This is a genomic window from Enterobacter sp. BIDMC109 (assembly GCF_001037885.1).
Classification (GTDB): domain Bacteria; phylum Pseudomonadota; class Gammaproteobacteria; order Enterobacterales; family Enterobacteriaceae; genus Enterobacter; species Enterobacter hormaechei_C.
The window spans coordinates 1,109,062-1,128,864 of the sequence record NZ_KQ090002.1; the positions used below are offsets into that span (position 1 = coordinate 1,109,062).

Annotated in this window: 16 protein-coding genes; 9 read left to right on the forward strand and 7 right to left on the reverse strand. The window is 57.0% G+C overall.

Annotated features, from left to right (window positions below; genetic code table 11):
• The first annotated feature begins 24 nt into the window (after window positions 1–24).
• The 4 genes from der (at window position 25) to SK62_RS05345 (ending at window position 4,706) form a co-directional block, all read left to right on the forward strand.
• On the forward strand, window positions 25–1,497 hold the full coding sequence (gene der / locus SK62_RS05330; RefSeq protein WP_022648998.1) for a ribosome biogenesis GTPase Der: 1,473 nt from the start codon (window positions 25–27) through the stop codon (window positions 1,495–1,497).
• A 299-nt stretch (window positions 1,498–1,796) separates the two neighbouring features.
• Window positions 1,797–3,338, forward strand: coding sequence for a peptide MFS transporter (locus SK62_RS05335; RefSeq protein WP_047719320.1), 1,542 nt, complete (start codon window positions 1,797–1,799; stop codon window positions 3,336–3,338).
• Between the two features lie 61 nt (window positions 3,339–3,399).
• Window positions 3,400–4,434, forward strand: coding sequence for a Gfo/Idh/MocA family oxidoreductase (locus tag SK62_RS05340; RefSeq protein WP_047719319.1), 1,035 nt, complete (start codon window positions 3,400–3,402; stop codon window positions 4,432–4,434).
• 50 nt (window positions 4,435–4,484) lie between these two features.
• Complete coding sequence (locus SK62_RS05345; RefSeq protein ID WP_017692930.1) at window positions 4,485–4,706, forward strand: zinc ribbon domain-containing protein; 222 nt, start codon at window positions 4,485–4,487, stop codon at window positions 4,704–4,706.
• Here the strand turns inward: SK62_RS05345 and SK62_RS05350 are convergent.
• The 3 genes from SK62_RS05350 to xseA are packed head-to-tail and all read right to left on the reverse strand — an operon-like array spanning window position 4,703 to window position 7,505.
• Complete coding sequence (locus SK62_RS05350; RefSeq protein ID WP_033487447.1) at window positions 4,703–5,053, reverse strand: protealysin inhibitor emfourin; 351 nt, start codon at window positions 5,051–5,053, stop codon at window positions 4,703–4,705. The genes SK62_RS05345 and SK62_RS05350 overlap by 4 nt on opposite strands.
• Complete coding sequence (locus SK62_RS05355) at window positions 5,054–6,073, reverse strand: M4 family metallopeptidase (RefSeq protein ID WP_017383522.1); 1,020 nt, start codon at window positions 6,071–6,073, stop codon at window positions 5,054–5,056. It abuts the gene before it with no gap.
• Between the two features lie 58 nt (window positions 6,074–6,131).
• Window positions 6,132–7,505: an exodeoxyribonuclease VII large subunit gene (gene xseA, locus SK62_RS05360; protein WP_017383521.1), complete on the reverse strand. Its 1,374-nt coding sequence runs from the start codon at window positions 7,503–7,505 to the stop codon at window positions 6,132–6,134.
• A gap of 159 nt (window positions 7,506–7,664) precedes the next feature.
• Between xseA and guaB the strand changes: the two genes are divergently transcribed.
• On the forward strand, window positions 7,665–9,131 hold the full coding sequence (gene guaB / locus SK62_RS05365) for an IMP dehydrogenase (RefSeq protein ID WP_003860601.1): 1,467 nt from the start codon (window positions 7,665–7,667) through the stop codon (window positions 9,129–9,131).
• Between the two features lie 67 nt (window positions 9,132–9,198).
• Complete coding sequence (gene guaA / locus SK62_RS05370) at window positions 9,199–10,776, forward strand: glutamine-hydrolyzing GMP synthase (RefSeq protein ID WP_006811514.1); 1,578 nt, start codon at window positions 9,199–9,201, stop codon at window positions 10,774–10,776.
• A gap of 101 nt (window positions 10,777–10,877) precedes the next feature.
• Here the strand turns inward: guaA and SK62_RS05375 are convergent, their stop codons facing one another.
• Window positions 10,878–11,231, reverse strand: coding sequence for a helix-turn-helix domain-containing protein (locus tag SK62_RS05375; protein WP_015572178.1), 354 nt, complete (start codon window positions 11,229–11,231; stop codon window positions 10,878–10,880).
• Window positions 11,232–11,568: 337 nt separating this feature from the next.
• Between SK62_RS05375 and SK62_RS05380 the strand changes: the two genes are divergently transcribed.
• Window positions 11,569–12,744 (forward strand): efflux RND transporter periplasmic adaptor subunit, encoded by a 1,176-nt coding sequence (locus SK62_RS05380; protein WP_023295135.1) that lies wholly within the window; start codon window positions 11,569–11,571, stop codon window positions 12,742–12,744.
• A gap of 23 nt (window positions 12,745–12,767) precedes the next feature.
• Window positions 12,768–15,920, forward strand: a complete 3,153-nt coding sequence (gene oqxB, locus SK62_RS05385; protein WP_017692935.1) for a multidrug efflux RND transporter permease subunit OqxB — start codon at window positions 12,768–12,770, stop codon at window positions 15,918–15,920.
• A gap of 66 nt (window positions 15,921–15,986) precedes the next feature.
• Here the strand turns inward: oqxB and SK62_RS05390 are convergent, their stop codons facing one another.
• The 3 genes from SK62_RS05390 to SK62_RS05400 all read right to left on the reverse strand — a co-directional run bounded on the left by SK62_RS05390 (window position 15,987) and on the right by SK62_RS05400 (window position 18,699).
• The gene (locus SK62_RS05390) at window positions 15,987–16,466 is read right to left on the reverse strand and encodes an RrF2 family transcriptional regulator (RefSeq protein WP_003860591.1); all 480 of its coding nucleotides are present in this window, start codon (window positions 16,464–16,466) and stop codon (window positions 15,987–15,989) included.
• 167 nt (window positions 16,467–16,633) lie between these two features.
• Window positions 16,634–18,022 carry a sensor histidine kinase gene (locus SK62_RS05395; protein ID WP_023295133.1) on the reverse strand — a complete coding sequence of 463 codons (1,389 nt, stop codon included), beginning with the start codon at window positions 18,020–18,022 and terminating at the stop codon, window positions 16,634–16,636.
• Complete coding sequence (locus SK62_RS05400) at window positions 18,022–18,699, reverse strand: response regulator (RefSeq protein WP_017383516.1); 678 nt, start codon at window positions 18,697–18,699, stop codon at window positions 18,022–18,024. The genes SK62_RS05395 and SK62_RS05400 overlap by 1 nt, the downstream gene beginning before the upstream one ends.
• Before the next feature lie 203 nt (window positions 18,700–18,902).
• On the opposite strand from SK62_RS05400, the gene SK62_RS05405 reads away from it, so the two are divergent.
• Window positions 18,903–19,739, forward strand: coding sequence for a MipA/OmpV family protein (locus tag SK62_RS05405; protein ID WP_047719318.1), 837 nt, complete (start codon window positions 18,903–18,905; stop codon window positions 19,737–19,739).
• The last annotated feature ends 64 nt before the right edge of the window (window positions 19,740–19,803 follow it).

Here is a 19,803-nt window from a genome sequence, read left to right on the forward strand (position 1 = left end):
TTTGAATTTTATGAGGCTTCAAACATGGTACCTGTGGTCGCGCTTGTCGGGCGCCCTAACGTTGGAAAATCCACTCTTTTTAACCGTTTAACACGCACCCGTGATGCGCTGGTTGCGGATTTCCCGGGGCTGACGCGTGACCGTAAGTACGGTCGTGCAGAGGTGGAAGGACGCGAGTTCATCTGTATCGATACCGGGGGTATTGACGGTACGGAAGACGGCGTAGAAACCCGCATGGCAGAGCAATCTCTGCTGGCTATCGAAGAAGCGGATGTGGTTCTGTTTATGGTGGATGCTCGCGCTGGCCTGATGCCCGCGGATTCTGCTATTGCTAAACATCTGCGTTCACGCGAAAAGCCTACCTTCCTGGTGGCGAACAAAACTGACGGCATCGATGCCGATCAGGCTGTTGCGGATTTCTGGTCTTTAGGCCTGGGCGATATTTATCCTATCGCGGCCTCGCATGGTCGTGGCGTCACCAGCCTGCTGGAAACCGTTCTGCTGCCGTGGGTAGATGAAGTGAACCCGCCGGAAGAGGTGGACGAGGACGCTGAATACTGGGCGCAGTTTGAAGCCGGAGAGGAAGGCGAGGAAGAGCCGGAAGACGACTTCAACCCGCAGGATCTGCCTATCAAGCTGGCTATCGTGGGTCGCCCAAACGTAGGTAAGTCTACGCTTACTAACCGTATTCTCGGTGAAGAGCGCGTGGTGGTTTACGACATGCCAGGCACAACGCGTGACAGCATTTACATTCCAATGCAGCGCGATGAACGTGAGTACGTACTTATCGACACCGCAGGGGTGCGTAAGCGTGGGAAAATCACCGATGTGGTGGAAAAATTCTCGGTGATCAAAACCCTTCAGGCGATTGAAGACGCCAACGTGGTGCTGCTGGTCATCGACGCACGTGAAGGTATCTCCGATCAGGATCTCTCTCTGCTCGGCTTTATCCTCAATAGTGGGCGCTCGCTGGTTATCGTCGTCAACAAGTGGGACGGTTTGAGCAATGAAGTGCGCGAGCAGGTGAAAGAGACGCTGGACTTCCGTCTGGGCTTTATCGACTTTGCCCGCGTTCACTTCATCTCTGCCCTGCACGGGAGTGGTGTTGGCAACCTGTTCGAATCCGTTCGTGAAGCCTATGACAGCTCTACCCGCCGTCAGAGCACGGCGATGCTGACCCGTATCATGAACATGGCTGCTGAAGACCACCAACCGCCGCTGGTGCGTGGTCGTCGCGTGAAGCTGAAATATGCTCACGCCGGGGGGTATAACCCGCCTATCGTGGTGATCCACGGTAACCAGGTGAAGGATCTGCCGGACTCCTACAAACGCTACCTGATGAACTACTTCCGCAAGTCGCTGGACGTGATGGGTACGCCTATCCGTATTCAGTTCAAGGAAGGGGAGAACCCGTTTGCGAATAAACGCAACACCCTGACGCCGAACCAGATGCGTAAGCGTAAGCGTTTGATTAAGCACATTAAGAAAAGCAAATAATTCTTACCGAACTCACTAAAACCCGCGCCTGTCGCGGGTTTTTTTCGCCCATTCAAAAGGCCTGCCTTCCCTGTGTGATGTCAATCACTATTCGCTTTTAACCATGTTTATATCTAAGAAAGTAGACAATCATCGAATTTTCGTCTTAAAGTCCAGGGTTCGGTACTAGACAAAACTAGCGCCTGGTTATCAAATGGTTAACCAACATTTCGCCGCATGTAAAAAATCGATCGGATACGTAACCGTTCGGCGTACATGCTGGTGTTTACAAGCACGACACATACCTTTTCGGGAGAATTATGCAATCCTCTGTTAATCAAAAAGAGAGCCGAACCTTCTTCGGCCATCCTTATCCGCTCGGTTCGCTGTTCTTCACCGAGATGTGGGAGCGTTTTTCGTTTTACGGTATTCGCCCGCTACTGATTCTGTTTATGGCCGCCACCGTCTATGACGGCGGGATGGGCCTGGCGCGTGAAAACGCCTCGGCGATTGTCGGCATCTTTGCCGGCACCATGTACCTCGCTGCGCTGCCGGGCGGCTGGCTGGCGGATAACTGGCTCGGCCAGCAGCGGGCCGTCTGGTACGGTTCGATTTTGATTGCGCTCGGGCACCTGTCGATCGCCCTGTCGGCCATCATGGGCGACAACCTGTTCTTCATCGGCCTGATGTTTATCGTGCTCGGCTCCGGCCTGTTCAAGACCTGTATCTCGGTCATGGTCGGCACCCTGTATAAAAAAGGCGATGCGCGTCGTGACGGCGGTTTCTCGCTGTTCTATATGGGCATCAACATGGGCTCGTTCATTGCCCCTCTGATTTCCGGCTGGCTGATTAAAACCCACGGCTGGCACTGGGGCTTTGGTATCGGTGGTATCGGGATGCTGGTCGCCCTGATTATCTTCCGCGTGTTTGCCGTTCCGGCCATGAAGCGCTACGACAGTGAAGTCGGTCTGGACTCCACCTGGAACAGTCCGGTAGTGAAACGTAACGGCGTGGGTGCCTGGCTGCTGGCGCTGGCTGTGGGTGTTGCACTCATCGTAACGTTGATTGCCCAGGGCGTGATTGTGATTAATCCGGTCGCGGTCGCCAGCGTGCTGGTGTATGTGATTGCCGCCTCCGTCGCGCTCTACTTCATCTATCTGTTCATCTTCGCCGGGCTGAATCGCAAAGAGCGCGCAAGGCTGCTGGTGTGCTTTATTCTGCTGGTCTCCGCCGCGTTCTTCTGGTCCGCGTTCGAGCAGAAGCCAACCTCCTTCAACCTGTTCGCCAACGACTACACTAACCGCATGATCGGTGATTTTGAGATCCCGGCGGTGTGGTTCCAGTCGATCAATGCCCTGTTCATCATTCTGCTGGCCCCGGTATTTAGCTGGGCATGGCCGAAGCTGGCGAGCAAAAACATTCGTCCGAGCAGCATCACCAAGTTCGTGATCGGCATTCTGTGCGCGGCGGCGGGCTTTGGCCTGATGATGCTGGCGGCGCAGAACGTGCTGAGCAACGGTGGGGCAGGGGTTTCTCCGTTCTGGCTGGTGGGCAGTATCCTGATGCTGACGCTCGGGGAACTGTGCCTGAGTCCGATTGGTCTGGCGACCATGACCCTGCTGGCGCCGGAGAGAATGCGCGGCCAGATGATGGGCCTGTGGTTCTGCGCCAGTGCGCTGGGTAACCTGGCTGCGGGGCTGATTGGTGGTCACGTGAAGGCCGACCAGCTGGATATGCTGCCAGACCTCTTTGCCCGTTGCTCCATTGCGCTGCTGATTTGTGCTGCGGTGCTGATCGTCCTCATTGTTCCGGTGCGCCGCATGCTGGAAAATGCGCAGACTAAACCGGCCGCTAACGCCTGATAAACCTCGACCTTGCCGGGGTGGCGTTATGCCCCGGCAATTGACTTAACGAGGTAAGAACATGCTGTTAGGGTTTGTTGGGCTTGGTGCTGTGGTTGAAACGGCTTACTTACCGGCAATACGAAATCTTTTTCCTGATACTCCGCGCTGTTTAGGTTTTGATATTCATCCCGAGAAGCAGCCTGAAGGGGTCACACGTTGCGCGTCGCTCGGTGAACTTCTTTCCCACCCGCTGGATACCCTGTTTATCACCACTTCCTCCCTGTACCACCTCGAGGTACTTGAGCAGGCGCTGGCCTCACCCGCGTCGCGTATTGTGGTAGAAAAACCGATTGTCGCCACGCTGCCCCAAATTGAAAAACTGAAAGCGCTGCTGGCTCAACCGGGAGCCGCCGACCGCGTGCTGGCGCTCGATCACTGGATGGCGCGTCTCGATAGCGTAAAGCAATCACTGGTCTCTCATGTTTCTGACATCGTCAAAATCGAAGGTTTTTTGCAGGAGCCAAGCGGGTATAACGCCGAAGGAGAGCCCATTGCGCTCAACTTCGCCACCGGCGAGCCAGACGCGCGAACGCTTCGCCATCCAGATGGTGTGATTCTGGATATCGGTACGCACGTGCTGGCGATGCTGCGTGAAACGATGCTTTACCTGGGCGGCAGTGACGATATGACGTTGCAGGTGGTGACAGCAAAAGACCGCCTGGGCCGCGAAATCGCAATGGGCGATCTGACCACGGCGGAAGGCGAGGCGCATTTGCAGGGAAGCATCAGCGGCGTGCCGGTGGACATCTGGCTTAACAAATACGCGGGGCCTGCGGGCGGGCAAAAGGGATTACGCTTCTATTTGCGCGACGGGCGCATCGTCAGCCACGACCGACGCGGCGCAGAAGATGTGCTGGAGCTGATTAAGGGTAAAGAAATTCAGCGCTGGCATATTCCCGGTACGATCTACGAGCATTGCCTTGCGGAGCATATTCTGGGGGCAAAAAGTCTCTTTGAACGGGATCCGCACCAGGTGAGCCGCACGACGCGCCGCAGGGTCGAGGAGGTGACGCTGCTGCTGACCTTACAGCAACAGTTGCGTGGCCCGCACTGAACGCGACGTGGTAAAATTATCGCAGACCTGAACGCTTTGAAGGAGTCACCATGACGATTACCTGCCCGGATTGCCAGACACCGCTGGAGCCCCTGAACGGGGTAGCGCACTGCGAAAATTGTAATAAAGATATCGCGCTCGAAGCCCGCTGCCCGGAGTGTCATCAGCCACTCCAGGTACTAAAAGCCTGCGGTGCGGTGGACTATTTTTGCCAGAACGGCCACGGTCTTATCTCTAAAAAACGCGTGGAGTTTGTTCGGGCTGAAGGTTAATCGCACACGCAGCCTTCACCTTTCTGCCACAGTTCCACCAGCGACTCGGGTGCTTCCTGCTCGGGTACCAGCACGATGATATCGGCGTAGTGCGCCTGATTTTGGCCGGTCCAGATAATCTGGATGCGGAAATAGCGCTGGTCACCACTGCCGGGGGAAGAGGCTTTCCCGGGCGGCTGGCCGCGCGGGAAAGCCTGCTCAAGAATGCTCACCAGGCGCTGGCGCTGGGCCTCATTAAGCGAGGAGAGCGCAATGGTGCGCTGGCCGCTCAGCTTAGGGATAAAAGCGACGCCGCCTTCCCGGGCCAGCTCAACCACGGCGTCATCCGTCAGTTCCGGAACCTGCATTTACAGCACTCCTACCTGTTCCCAGGCTTGTTTTATAGCCGCCCCAACGTCGCTACCGGAGCGTTTCTCGCCGTGCGCGATCGTCAGTTTTGCGAAAGCGTCAAAATCCGCATCCTGCGCCAGGTTGCGATCGCAAACCGTGTCGTACCAGGCATAACCCGCTTTTTCCCAGGCGTAGCCACCGATCGCCGTTGCGGCCAGGTAAAACGCGCGGTTGGGGATGCCGGAGTTAAGATGCACGCCGCCGTTATCCTCGCGCGTTTTGATGAAATCTTTCATGTGCGCGGGCTGCGGGTCTTTGCCGAGGAGGGGATCGTCGTAGGCGGTACCGGGTTCAGACATGGAACGTAGCCCTTTGCCGTTAATCCCCGCTGCCAGCAGACCCTCGCCAATCAGCCAGTCTGCTTTATCGGCGGTTTGCTTAAGATGGTATTGCTTCACCAGCGAGCCAAACACGTCTGACAGCGACTCGTTCAGCGCGCCCGACTGTTCAAAATAAATCAGCCCGGCTTCGGTCTCGGTCACGCCGTGGCTCAGCTCATGCGCCACCACGTCGATGGCAATGGTGAAGCGGTTGAAGATTTCTCCGTCACCGTCGCCAAAGACCATCTGCTGGCCGTTCCAGAAGGCGTTCTGATATTCCCGACCATAATGCACGGTGCCGGTGAGGATCAGCCCTTTGTTATCGAGCGAATCGCGCTGATATTCTTTCCAGAAGAAATCATGGGTGATACCCAGATAATCGTACGCTTCATCCACCGCCACATCGCCGTTGGAGGGCTGGCCTTCATAGCGCACCTGGCTACCCGGCAGCTCCTGGGTCTGTTTCGCATCGTAGATGTCACGCTCAAGCTGACCGGCTTTATTCACATGCGGCGCGGCGGGTTTACCCGGCATATGGGCCATCAGCGTCTGGACGTGGGTTAAGGTCTGACGGGCGCAGCGCTGCTGCGGCTCAGAACCGCTTTCGATAATTCGACGAAGAATATACGGAGGGATGACGCTATGAAGATGGGGCATGCTGCTCTCCTTATTAAAAAAGGCAATAGCAGCAGTATAGTTTGTAACCGGCGAAGATTTATCCGCTTTTACGCTGGCGCGTTTTTTTCACCGGTTTGATCTCTTTCACCTCACTCTCGACCCAGCCGTCAGAAAGCCGGGTGGTGAGCACATCCCCGGCTTTAACCTGTTTCGTTTGTTTCAGCACTTTGCCGTCCGTCGCGGTGGTCACACTATAGCCGCGAGCCAGCGTGGAGAGCGGGCTGACGGCTTCCAGATGGGTGACCGCATTGCCGAAACGCTCGCGCGTGGTGCTCAGGCGTGAGCGGATATTTTCCGCGAGGCGGAACTCAAGCTGCTGGATACGCGTTTGTGCGCGATAAATCTTCGGCTGCGGGTTTTGCTGGTTCAGACGCTGCGTGACGCGCTGCTGGCGAGCTACCGCCCGCTTAAGCTGGTTATCCAGCGCGAAGTTCATCCGCTGACGCAGACGTTCCAGCACGGTTTGCTGACGCGCCAGACGCAATTGCGGATGCTGCTGTTGCAGACGATGGTGAAGCTGGGTAAAGCGGCGGGTACGGTTGGCGAGGAAGTAGTCCATCGCCATCTCCAGGCGCTGCTGCCCGTTCTGGATCTGACGCAGCAGCTCCAGCTGGTTACGGCTGACTACCTCTGCCGCCGCGGACGGCGTGGGCGCGCGTAAATCCGCGACAAAATCCGCAATCGTTACATCCGTTTCGTGACCGACGGCACTTACCACCGGGATAAGGCTGGCAAAGATTGCCCGCGCCACGCGCTCGTCGTTAAAGCTCCAAAGGTCTTCCAGCGAGCCGCCGCCGCGCCCAACGATTAATACATCACACTCCTGACGGGCATTTGCCAGTTCAATCGCGCGCACGATCTGCCCCGGCGCATCGTCACCCTGAACGGCAGTTGGGTAAATAATGACGGGCAGGGAAGGATCACGGCGCTTCAGAACGTGCAAAATATCGTGCAGGGCCGCACCGGTTTTCGAGGTAATGACCCCAACGCAGTGAGCGGGTGAGGGCAGGGGCTTTTTAAACTGCTGGTCGAACAATCCCTCAGCCGAAAGCATGGCTTTGAGCTGCTCGTACTTCTGTTGCAGCAAGCCTTCGCCCGCGGGCTGCATGCTCTCGACGATAATCTGATAATCGCCGCGCGGCTCATACAGGGTAATGTTGGCGCGAACCAGAACCTGCTGGCCATGCTGAGGACGGAACGTCACGCGACGGTTGCTGTTGCGGAACATCGCGCAGCGCACCTGAGCGGTGTCGTCTTTCAGCGTAAAGTACCAGTGACCGGAAGCAGGCTGCGTGAAGTTAGAGATTTCACCGCTGATCCAGACCTGTCCCATTTCCTGCTCAAGCAGCAAACGTACCGTCTGATTAAGGCGGCTGACAGTATAAATTGAGGGGGATTGAGAGGATAACATGTGAGCGGGATCAAATTCTAAATCAGCAAGTTATTCAGTCGATAGTAACCTGCTGAGAGGTGAGCGCAAGCATTTTTTTCAAAAAAGTGTGGATGCAATCGGTTACGCTCTGTATAATGCCACGGCAATATTTAACCACCCAGGTCAGAGATATTGCCCATGCTACGTATCGCTAAAGAAGCACTGACGTTTGACGACGTCCTCCTCGTTCCCGCTCACTCCACCGTTCTGCCGAATACTGCCGACCTCAGCACGCAGTTGACGAAAACCATTCGTCTGAACATTCCTATGCTCTCCGCAGCAATGGACACCGTGACTGAAGCGCGTCTGGCTATCGCCCTGGCACAGGAAGGCGGCATTGGCTTTATCCACAAAAACATGTCTATCGAGCGTCAGGCGGAAGAAGTTCGCCGCGTGAAGAAGCATGAATCCGGTATCGTGTCCGATCCTCAGACCGTTCTGCCAACCACCACGCTGCACGAAGTGAAAGCCCTGACCGAGCGTAACGGCTTTGCAGGCTATCCGGTAGTCACTGAAGACAACGAACTGGTGGGTATCATTACCGGTCGTGACGTGCGTTTCGTGACTGACCTGAACCAGCCTGTCAGCGTCTACATGACGCCAAAAGAGCGTCTGGTGACCGTGCGTGAAGGCGAAACCCGCGACGTGGTGCTGGCGAAAATGCACGAAAAACGCGTTGAGAAAGCGCTGGTTGTGGACGCGAACTTCCACCTGCGCGGCATGATCACCGTTAAAGATTTCCAGAAAGCAGAACGTAAACCGAACGCCTGTAAAGACGAGCATGGCCGTCTGCGCGTCGGCGCTGCGGTTGGCGCAGGTGCGGGTAACGAAGAGCGCGTTGACGCGCTGGTTGCTGCGGGCGTTGACGTGCTGCTGATTGACTCCTCCCACGGCCACTCCGAAGGCGTTCTGCAACGTATTCGTGAAACCCGTGCTAAATACCCGGATCTCCAGATCATCGGCGGTAACGTAGCAACCGGCGCAGGCGCTCGCGCGCTGGCGGAAGCGGGTTGCAGCGCGGTGAAAGTGGGTATCGGTCCTGGCTCTATCTGTACCACCCGTATCGTCACCGGCGTAGGCGTGCCGCAGATCACCGCGGTTTCTGACGCGGTTGAAGCGCTGGAAGGTACCGGTATTCCGGTAATCGCGGACGGCGGTATCCGTTTCTCTGGCGACATCGCCAAAGCGATCGCCGCAGGTGCCGCAGCCGTGATGGTGGGCTCCATGCTGGCCGGTACCGAAGAATCCCCGGGTGAAATCGAACTCTACCAGGGGCGTTCTTATAAATCCTACCGCGGTATGGGCTCCCTGGGCGCGATGTCTAAAGGTTCCTCTGACCGTTACTTCCAGACCGATAACGCTGCTGACAAACTGGTGCCGGAAGGTATTGAAGGCCGCGTGGCGTATAAAGGCCGCCTGAAAGAGATCATTCACCAGCAGATGGGCGGCCTGCGCTCCTGTATGGGTCTGACCGGCTGTGGTACCATTGACCTGCTGCGTACCAAAGCGGAATTCGTACGCATCAGCGGTGCGGGTATCCAGGAGAGCCACGTTCACGACGTGACGATCACCAAAGAGTCCCCGAACTACCGTCTGGGCTCCTGATAAATTTCCGCGCCCGGCTCAATGCCGGGCGCTTTGTTTTGTTTCACTTGCCTCGGAATTAGCGTCAATGACGGAAAACATTCATAAACATCGCATTCTCATCCTGGACTTTGGTTCTCAGTACACTCAGCTGGTGGCGCGCCGCGTGCGTGAGCTGGGCGTTTACTGTGAGCTGTGGGCGTGGGATGTCACGGAAGCACAGATTCGCGAGTTCAATCCAAGCGGCATCATCCTGTCCGGCGGCCCGGAAAGCACCACCGAAGAGAACAGCCCGCGTGCGCCGCAGTACGTGTTCGAAGCGGGCGTACCGGTGTTCGGCGTTTGCTACGGCATGCAGACCATGGCGATGCAGCTGGGCGGCCACGTAGAAGGCTCTAACGAGCGTGAGTTCGGCTACGCACAGGTTGAAGTCGTCACCGACAGCGCGCTGGTGCGCGGTATCGAAGACTCCCTGACCGCAGACGGCAAACCGCTGCTGGACGTGTGGATGAGCCACGGCGACAAAGTCACCGCTATCCCGTCTGACTTCGTGACCGTTGCCAGCACTGAAAGCTGCCCGTTCGCCATCATGGCGAACGAAGAAAAACGTTTCTACGGCGTGCAGTTCCACCCGGAAGTGACCCACACCCGTCAGGGTATGCGCATGCTGGAGCGCTTCGTGCGTGACATCTGCCAGTGTGAAGCCCTGTGGACCCCGGCAAAAATCATCGACGATGCCGTGGAGCGTATCCGCCAGCAGGTTGGTGATGACAAAGTGATCCTCGGCCTCTCCGGCGGCGTGGACTCCTCCGTGACCGCGATGCTGCTGCACCGCGCCATCGGCAAAAACCTGACCTGCGTCTTCGTGGACAATGGTCTGCTGCGTCTGAACGAAGCCCAGCAGGTAATGGACATGTTCGGTGACCACTTCGGTCTGAACATCGTTCACGTGGAAGGCGAGCAGCGCTTCCTGGACGCGCTGAAAGGCGAGAACGATCCGGAAGCGAAACGTAAAATCATCGGTCGCGTGTTCGTGGAAGTGTTCGACGAAGAAGCGCTGAAGCTGGAAGATGTGAAATGGCTGGCGCAGGGCACCATCTACCCTGACGTGATCGAGTCTGCGGCCTCCGCTACCGGTAAAGCGCACGTCATCAAATCTCACCACAACGTGGGCGGACTGCCGAAAGAGATGAAGATGGGCCTGGTTGAGCCATTGCGTGAGCTGTTCAAAGACGAAGTGCGTAAGATCGGCCTGGAGCTGGGTCTGCCGTACGACATGCTCTACCGTCACCCGTTCCCGGGCCCGGGTCTCGGCGTACGCGTGCTGGGCGAAGTGAAGAAAGAGTACTGCGACCTGCTGCGTCGCGCGGACGCGATCTTCATCGAAGAGCTGCACAAAGCTGACCTGTACAACAAAGTGAGCCAGGCGTTCACCGTGTTCCTGCCGGTGCGCTCGGTCGGCGTGATGGGCGATGGCCGTAAGTACGACTGGGTAGTCTCCCTGCGTGCGGTGGAAACCATCGACTTCATGACCGCGCACTGGGCGCACCTGCCGTATGACTTCTTAGGCCGCGTGTCTAACCGCATCATCAACGAAGTGAACGGCATTTCCCGCGTGGTGTATGACATCAGCGGCAAGCCACCGGCGACGATCGAGTGGGAGTAAGCCCATAACCTTTCCTGCGAAGTTATAAGCAGGTAAGACTGATAAAACCCTCTGTTTACAGAGGGTTTTTCTTTTTGGCCGATATCCGGCCCGGCGGTGAACTACTGGCTCATCTGCCGCGATTCACGGCAGCCGATACTGCGTCGCCATGCGCCGGGTGCCTGACCATACTGACGCTTAAAGCTGCGGTTGAAGGACTGCTGAGAGTCAAAGCCCAGCGCGATCGCCACGTTCAGAATCGGTTCATCGCTGTGGGCCAGGCGCTCAACCGATTTTTGCAGCTTTTGCGCGCGAATATATTCGGCGAGAGGGGAGCCGGTATGTTCTTTGAAAAGCCGCTGGAGGTGCCATTTCGAATAGCCGGCTCGCCTGGAGACGGTTTCAATGTCCAGACGGCTATCGAGGTTGTTGTCGATCCAGTCGAGTAAATCGTGAATGAATGCACCCGTGTTCATTTTGCTTCCCCCTACGCCACGCATTAAAAAGCATCTTTGTTTGTTGCACTTAAAGGTGACCCGTTTTTACATTAATTGCAAGTTTTATTGTTGCATTTAAATCCCTTCTCAAAACGCGTGATTTATCTTCGCCGCAAATAGCACATAAAGTGCAACAATTATTCTTGCACTTAATTAAGCGCCTTCCTACAATCGCCGCGATAGTGTATTCGCAACTGTTACAGTTTTGTGGCGATGAACGACACAAATGGCCTTCAGCCAGCTACCGGACAAAGGAAGTGGCGCGGCGCCTCCCGCTGCGTCTTGCCCGGCGGCTACAATAACCGGAATAAAAATAATGAGCCTGCAAAAAACCTGGGGTAACTTTCATCTGAGCGCGATGGGGGTGGTTTTACTCTCCGCGCTTCTCGTCGGGTGCGATGACAGCGTCGCGCAAAATGCCGCGCCGCAAGCGCCCGTTGTCAGCGCTGCTGACGTGGTGGTGAAATCCATTAGCCAGTGGGACAGCTTTAACGGTCGCATTGAAGCGGTGGAAAGCGTTCAGCTGCGTCCGCGCGTCTCCGGCTACATTGAGAAAGTGAATTACACCGACGGCCAGGAGGTGAAAAAGGGCGAGGTGCTGTTCACGATTGATGACCGAACCTATCGCGCCGCGCTGGAACAGGCGCAGGCGAACCTGGCGAGAGCCAAAACGCAGGCCAGTCTGGCGCGAAGCGAGGCTAACCGTACCGATAAATTAGTCAATACCAACGTGGTGTCCCGCGAAGAGTGGGAGCAGCGCCGTTCCGCCGCTACCCAGGCGCAGGCCGATATTCGCGCCGCGCAGGCGGCGGTAGACGCTGCGCAACTTAACCTCGACTTCACCAAAGTGACCGCGCCTATCGACGGTCGCGCCAGCCGGGCGCTGATCACCAGCGGTAACCTGGTGACGGCGGGCGACAGCGCCAGCGTGCTCACCACCCTGGTCTCGCAGAAAACGGTTTATGTCTACTTCGACGTGGACGAGTCAACCTACCTTCACTATCAGAACCTGGCCCGCAGCGGGCAGCGGGTGTCTGGCGATCATGCGGCGCTGCCGGTGGAGATTGGCCTGACGGGCGAGGAGGGCTATCCCCATCAGGGCAAAGTGGATTTCCTGGATAACCAGCTCACGCCGGGTACCGGAACGATCCGCATGCGCGCGCTGCTGGATAACTCACAGCGTCAGTTCACGCCTGGACTCTTTGCCCGCGTGCGTCTGCCGGGCAGTGCGGAATTTAAAGCCACGCTTGTTGACGATAAGGCGGTGCTGACCGATCAGGATCGTAAATATGTCTATATCGTGGATAAAGACGGGAAAGCGCAGCGCCGCGACATTACGCCCGGGCGTCTGGCCGACGGTTTACGTATCGTACAGCAGGGGCTGAATCCCGGGGATAAAGTCATCGTCGATGGTTTACAAAAAGTGTTTATGCCGGGTATGCCGGTTAACGCGAAAACCGTTGCCATGACCGCCAGCGCCGCCCTCAACTGATCCCTTACCTGAGAATCCAATCCATGGACTTTTCCCGTTTTTTCATCGACAGGCCGATTTTTGCCGCCGTACTGTCGATTCTGATTTTTATCACAGGATTAATCGCCATCCCGCTGCTGCCGGTGAGCGAATACCCTGACGTCGTGCCGCCAAGCGTGCAGGTGCGCGCCGAGTACCCGGGCGCCAACCCGAAAGTGATTGCCGAGACCGTGGCAACGCCGCTGGAAGAGGCGATCAACGGCGTTGAGAACATGATGTACATGAAATCCGTCGCGGGCTCCGACGGCGTGCTGGTGACTACCGTCACCTTCCGTCCGGGCACCGACCCGGATCAGGCGCAGGTTCAGGTGCAAAACCGCGTCGCGCAGGCCGAAGCGCGTCTGCCGGAAGACGTGCGGCGTCTGGGCATCACGACTCAGAAACAGTCGCCAACGCTGACGCTGGTGGTGCATCTGTTTTCGCCTGGCGGTAAGTACGATTCACTGTATATGCGTAACTACGCCACGCTGAAGGTGAAGGACGAGCTGGCGCGTCTGCCCGGTGTGGGGCAGATTCAGATTTTCGGCTCGGGTGAATACGCGATGCGCGTCTGGCTGGACCCGAACAAGGTCGCGGCCCGCGGGCTGACCGCTTCGGACGTGGTCACGGCGATGCAGGAGCAGAACGTGCAGGTGTCCGCCGGGCAGCTTGGCGCCGAGCCGCTGCCGAAAGAGAGCGATTTCCTGATCTCCATTAACGCCCAGGGCCGCCTGCATACCGAAGACGAGTTCGGCAACATTGTCCTGAAAACCACGCAGGATGGTACGGTCGTCCGACTGCGCGACGTGGCGCGTGTCGAGATGGGGTCCGGCAGCTACGCGCTGCGCTCCCAGTTGAACAATAAAGACGCGGTCGGGATTGGTATCTTCCAGTCGCCGGGGGCAAACGCCATCGATCTGTCTAACGCGGTACGCGCCAAAATGGACGAACTGTCCACACGATTCCCGGACGATATGAAATGGGCGGCGCCTTACGACCCGACGGTGTTTGTACGCGACTCGATCCGCGCTGTGGTGCAAACGCTGCTGGAAGCGGTGGTGCTGGTCGTGCTGGTGGTGATCCTGTTCCTGCAAACCTGGCGCGCGTCGATAATCCCGCTGATTGCGGTGCCGGTATCGGTAGTGGGCACGTTCAGTATTCTCTACCTGCTGGGCTTTTCGCTGAATACCCTGAGCCTGTTCGGGCTGGTGCTGGCGATTGGTATCGTGGTGGACGATGCCATCGTGGTGGTGGAAAACGTCGAACGAAATATCGAAGAGGGGCTCGCCCCACTTGCGGCAGCGCATCAGGCGATGCGTGAAGTGTCCGGACCGATTATTGCCATTGCGCTGGTGCTGTGTGCGGTATTCGTTCCGATGGCGTTCCTCTCCGGCGTGACCGGTCAGTTCTACAAGCAGTTTGCGGTAACGATAGCCATTTCCACGGTGATTTCCGCGATCAACTCGCTGACGCTCTCGCCAGCGCTGGCCGCGCTGCTGTTGAAGCCGCATGGCGCCCCGAAAGATTTCCCGACCCGGCTTATCGATCGTCTGTTCGGCTGGATTTTCCGTCCGTTTAACCGCTTTTTCCACCGCAGCTCGACTGGCTATCAGGGGCTGGTGGGCAAAACGCTCGGCCGACGCGGGGCAGTGTTCGTGGTTTATTTGCTGCTGCTTTGCGCTGCGGGCGTGATGTTTAAAGCCGTTCCCGGCGGGTTTATTCCGACGCAGGATAAGCTGTACCTGATCGGCGGCGTGAAAATGCCGGAAGGCTCGTCGCTGGCGCGCACCGATGCGGTGATCCGCAAAATGAGCGAAATCGGGATGAATACCGAAGGCGTGGATTATGCGGTCGCGTTTCCTGGCCTGAATGCGCTCCAGTTCACCAATACGCCGAACACCGGGACGGTCTTCTTTGGCCTGAAGCCTTTCGACCAGCGTAAACATACTGCGGCGGAAATAAACGCGGAGATCAACGCGAAAATCGCGCAAATCCAGCAGGGCTTTGGCTTCTCGATTCTGCCGCCGCCGATTTTAGGTCTGGGCCAGGGATCGGGCTATTCGCTGTATATTCAGGATCGTGCTGGTCTGGGCTATGGCGCGCTGCAAAACGCGGTGAACACCATGTCCGGGGCGATTATGCAGACGCCGGGGATGCATTTCCCTATCTCAACCTACCAGGCAAACGTTCCGCAGCTGGATGTACAGGTTGACCGTGATAAGGCGAAAGCGCAGGGCGTGTCGCTCACCGATCTCTTCGGGACGCTGCAAACCTATCTGGGCTCGTCTTATGTGAATGACTTCAACCAGTTCGGTCGCACCTGGCGCGTAATGGCACAGGCCGACGGGCAGTTCCGCGACAGCGTGGAAGATATCGCGAATTTACGCACCCGTAATAGCCAGGGTGAAATGGTGCCGATTGGCAGTATGGTGAAAATCACGACCACCTACGGTCCGGACCCGGTGATCCGCTACAACGGCTACCCGGCGGCGGATCTGATTGGCGATGCCGACCCGCGCGTGCTCTCTTCCGCGCAGGCGATGACGCAGCTGGACGGTATGTCTAAGCAGATCCTGCCGAACGGGATGAATATTGAATGGACGGACCTGAGCTTCCAGCAGGCCACCCAGGGCAACACGGCGCTGATCGTCTTCCCGGTCGCGGTGCTGCTGGCGTTCCTGGTGCTGGCGGCGCTGTATGAAAGCTGGACGCTGCCCCTGGCGGTGATCCTCATCGTGCCGATGACGATGCTCTCCGCGCTGTTCGGCGTCTGGCTGACCGGGGGCGATAACAACGTCTTCGTGCAGGTAGGGCTGGTGGTTCTGATGGGGCTGGCCTGTAAAAACGCGATTCTTATCGTGGAGTTTGCCCGCGAGCTGGAAATTCAGGGCAAAGGCATTATGGAGGCCGCGCTGGAAGCGTGCCGCCTGCGTTTACGCCCGATTGTAATGACCTCTATCGCCTTTATTGCCGGGACCATTCCACTGATCCTTGGTCACGGGGCAGGGGCAGAAGTGCGCGGCGTCACCGGGATCACCGTGTTCGCCGGGATGCTGGGTGTGACGCTGTTTGGTCTGTTCCTGACGCCGGTCTTTTACGTGACGCTGCGTAAGTTCGTGACGCGCGGTAAAGCGGAAAGAGAGGTGTTGCCTGCGTAGGACGTAGCAGATAGCAAAAAGCCGCCTTCACAATGAAGGCGGCTTTTTTTTCGCAGTCTGTCAGGATTAGGGCGCTTTTTTATGCTGTGTGCAGAGTTCCGGCACCGGATCGCACCCGCTGGTATCGGCTTTTTTCACCTCTTCCAGCGCGCTGGCGACGGTATGGCGCGCTAAAACCGCTAACGAAGCCTGCTCCGCTTCATCAGCGATTGATTTGAAGTACCAGCAGGCGTTGGCGCTGACCACGCAGCGGGCCGGGACGTCAGGACGGGACGCCCACAGCTTTTTATCTTCAGTGACGGAAAGGTAGATATCACGCAGGGTAATCTCTTCCGCCGGGCGGCCAAGGTGAATAGAGCCGTTGCGGCCAAGCGTGGAGACGATAATGCCGTCGCGGGCGAGAGGAACCATTAATTTGCGGATAAAGCTCGGATTCGCTTCCAGGCCGTAAGCCAGGATTGCACTCGTCGAACGTTCACCCGATTGCTCCGCCATCGCTACGCTGAGAACCATCTGCAAAGCTGTCGGGAAGCGATAATCTAACATTTTTCTGTCCTGGGTTGCGGTGAATCTTGTTCTTTTTGGCACCGCAGAGGTGAATAATCAGTAAGTAACAATATAACAAATACGGTAATTTTATTGAAGCAATCTGCGGCATACGTGAAGTAACGCTGCGCTGACACATGTCAGGACGTGTAGCGCCGCGTTTACGTTCATGCGAACGCCGGATTCGGGAAATCAACGGTCACCATAAGACCGCCTTCGGCTGACGTACTCAGATTGACCCTGCCGTTGTGTTGTTGCGTAACGGCTTTGACGATGGCAAGCCCCAGTCCGCTCCCGCTTTGGGTCTGATTAGGATCGCGGAAGAACCTGTCGAACACACGCTCCCGCAATTCAACCGGAATGCCGGGACCCGCGTCTGAGACGCGCAGCTGAGCGGACTTATCACGCGATTGCAGTTGTACCTCAATGCGTCCACCCTCAGGGCTGTACTTCACGGCATTCTCAATTAAATTGTCGATCAGCGATACCAGACGTTCCCGAATGCCTGTGATATGGATTTCATCATCGGCGATGAATTCAAACTCAATTCTGCGCCCGGACGCCAGCGGTTCCAGGGCAGCCATTCGCTCCTGAATAAGCGTCGTCAGCGGCACAGGCGACATCACCGTGCTGATGTGCGCTTCGCTGTGCATCATCAGCAGAAGCTGATTGACGAGACGCGCAGCACGGCTATTGCTGCGAACAATGCCCGCAAGCAGCTCCTGCTGGCTTTCGCTGATGACCCAGGACTGCAACGCCTCGACGTTGATCCGCATCGCGGCCAGAGGCGTACGCAGTTCGTGTGCGGCATCGGCAATAAACATTCTTTCCCTTTCGGCGCTTTCCCGCACCCTGGCCAGAAAGTCATTAATCGCGTCGACTGTCTGGCGAAGCTCCCTGTGTCTGGGGACGGCTTTTAAAGGCGAGAGATCGTCCGGAGTGCGCAATGAAATTTCATTCACCACCTTGTTCCAGGGGCGCATCGCGATGCGGATGGACAGCCACGCGGGGAACAGAAGAAAAGGGATGCATATCATCAGCGGCATGACGTAGTAGCCGCGCGAGTTCAGATAGATAAAGAAATTCCAGCTACCGGCAGGGGTAAAAAGGGTGACTTCCACGTCGGAGTGCGCGGATTTGAGGGTACGGCTCGTCCATGTATGGTCCTCACTCTGGACATGCTGCATGACCCCCAGACGGCTATTTTTTACCCCCGTCGGCGCACCATCCGAAGAAAAAATAATCTCGTTATTCTTGCGAACAATGAGGTTGATGGACAGCTCCGGATCTTCGCCGCCGCCATAGCCCTCCCGCAGAGCCTTGCTGAACGCTGCCAGCACAGCATCACGCGCCTGCGGACGATCGTCCATACTCTCCACCAGGGAAAAAACGGTTTCATAAGTCTCACTGCCCGTCAGTATGGGAGGGCTACGCAGGTCTTCCAGCAAAATGAAGGTTAAAAAGAGACACCAGAGCAACGTAAGCAGCAGCATCTGGGCGACCAGCATTCGCCTGACCAGCGTGGGAAGCCGGAGGTGGTGCCAAAAATTACGCATCAACCTGCCGCCTTCTGAACGGGTACGGTATCGATGACATACCCAACGCCTCTTACCGTTCGCACAAAGCCATCGCCAATTTTTCGCCGCAGGTTACCCATATGCACGTCAAGCGCGTTGCTGAGGTTTTCTTTCGTGCCAAATATCCTTTCTTCCAGATACCGTCGCGTAAGCACGCGATCGGCGCGTAGCATTAACGTTTCAAGCAGCGCATATTCGCTTGCCGTCAGCTCAACGTGGCGTGCGCTCACCGTTACGCGACGCGTCGGAATATGAAGCGACAAACCGCGAATTTCTATTGCCTCATTTTCAAAACCGTAACTGCGCCGCGCAAGGGCTCTCACGCGCGCCAGCAGTTCGGCGAGAACAAAAGGTTTGACCAGATAATCGTCTGCACCTGCATCCAGCCCGCACAGGCGGTCCTGTAGCGTGCCTCGCGCCGTCAGGATGATGACGGGGACGCCCTTAAGCTGTTGACGCAGGCGCGTCATCAGGCTCATGCCATCGCCATCGGGCAGCCCCAGGTCGAGCAAAATAAGTTCCGGCACGCAGATCCCAAGCTGATGCAGCGCATCCTCTTTGCGGCGTACCCATATGACATCAAATCCTTGATCTGCAAGGGCGATACGCACGCCATTGCCGAGATCCAGGTCGTCTTCAATTAGTAGAATTTTCACATTGGTAACTGTATCAACAGTGCATGAAGAACAACTGAAGAAAAAACGGTAACAGGAATTCTTCAGGGGTTACAGAACCTTCACGTGCTTCAGCATTTCTTCATTTACGGCTCATAAGAACCTTAGGGTGAGTATTCAGAATGGGCGCTCTGGCGTTTAACACCGCTTGTATCGCAATTATCTGAATCCAAAGGGCTTCTTTAATGAGAAACATCAAACTGCGTCATAGTTTCCCCCATTCACGCATCGGTCGCAGCATGAAAAGCATCTTGCCGGGGGCCGTCCTGGCGTTACTGGCTACCCCGACCCTGGCGGCAGATCAGCCTCAGGGCAACGTGTTAACCCTGGGAGGCGGCGTGGATGTTGCGCCACGCTATTCCGGTTCGGACAAGAGCCGGGTCTCTGCGGCTCAGGTGGTTGATTACGCGATGGCCAATGGTTTTTTTGTCAGCACCACGCGGGGGATCGGCTACGGCAACAGCTTTGGTAACCTGGACTACAACGCAGCGCTGAGCTATCGCGCAGGACGTAAGGATCGCGACGTAAGCAGCGATTCGATCGCCTCCGGCAGCGACGACCTGCGAGGAATGGGTGACATTAAAGGCTCAGCTATCGTTGTGCCAGGGCTGGGATACAGGGTGACTGACTGGCTGACCGTGCAGTTGCAGGCAGAGGTCCCGGTTTCTGAGAGAGACAATGGTGAAGCTGTGCATTTCGGCATTGCCAGCCCGCTCTATACATCTCCGAAAAATGCGTTAACGCTGGCGCTGACCGGTAGCTGGGGATCCAGTAAGTATGTGCAAACCTACTACGGGGTGAATGCCGCCCAGTCGGCCGCATCGGGTTTTGCCCGACACGATGCCGGATCGGGAATATATGCGTATTCGCTGAGCCTGGACTGGACCCATAAGCTTACCTCCCGCTGGAGCCTGCTTGCCGCAGCTGGCGTTACGCAGCTGACGGGGGAGGCCGGCGATAGCCCCATTGTTCAGCGAAAAACGTCTCCTGTGGGAAGTTTGAAGGTGACGTACAGCTTCTGATGGTTCAGCGAGGGGGAAGGCGCGTTTGTGACAAAACCGCACATAACCCCGTTGCAGGAGCCGG

Coding starts and splice junctions, on each gene's coding strand:
- SK62_RS05375 (WP_015572178.1), bottom strand. CDS start 11,231: ATGAACACGGGTGCATTCATTCACGATTTACTCGACTGGATCGACAAC.
- SK62_RS05355 (WP_017383522.1), bottom strand. CDS start 6,073: ATGCCCCATCTTCATAGCGTCATCCCTCCGTATATTCTTCGTCGAATT.
- SK62_RS05335 (WP_047719320.1), top strand. CDS start 1,797: ATGCAATCCTCTGTTAATCAAAAAGAGAGCCGAACCTTCTTCGGCCAT.
- SK62_RS05350 (WP_033487447.1), bottom strand. CDS start 5,053: ATGCAGGTTCCGGAACTGACGGATGACGCCGTGGTTGAGCTGGCCCGG.
- SK62_RS05340 (WP_047719319.1), top strand. CDS start 3,400: ATGCTGTTAGGGTTTGTTGGGCTTGGTGCTGTGGTTGAAACGGCTTAC.
- guaA (WP_006811514.1), top strand. CDS start 9,199: ATGACGGAAAACATTCATAAACATCGCATTCTCATCCTGGACTTTGGT.
- guaB (WP_003860601.1), top strand. CDS start 7,665: ATGCTACGTATCGCTAAAGAAGCACTGACGTTTGACGACGTCCTCCTC.
- SK62_RS05405 (WP_047719318.1), top strand. CDS start 18,903: ATGAGAAACATCAAACTGCGTCATAGTTTCCCCCATTCACGCATCGGT.
- der (WP_022648998.1), top strand. CDS start 25: ATGGTACCTGTGGTCGCGCTTGTCGGGCGCCCTAACGTTGGAAAATCC.
- SK62_RS05345 (WP_017692930.1), top strand. CDS start 4,485: ATGACGATTACCTGCCCGGATTGCCAGACACCGCTGGAGCCCCTGAAC.
- oqxB (WP_017692935.1), top strand. CDS start 12,768: ATGGACTTTTCCCGTTTTTTCATCGACAGGCCGATTTTTGCCGCCGTA.
- xseA (WP_017383521.1), bottom strand. CDS start 7,505: ATGTTATCCTCTCAATCCCCCTCAATTTATACTGTCAGCCGCCTTAAT.
- SK62_RS05390 (WP_003860591.1), bottom strand. CDS start 16,466: ATGTTAGATTATCGCTTCCCGACAGCTTTGCAGATGGTTCTCAGCGTA.
- SK62_RS05380 (WP_023295135.1), top strand. CDS start 11,569: ATGAGCCTGCAAAAAACCTGGGGTAACTTTCATCTGAGCGCGATGGGG.
- SK62_RS05395 (WP_023295133.1), bottom strand. CDS start 18,022: ATGCGTAATTTTTGGCACCACCTCCGGCTTCCCACGCTGGTCAGGCGA.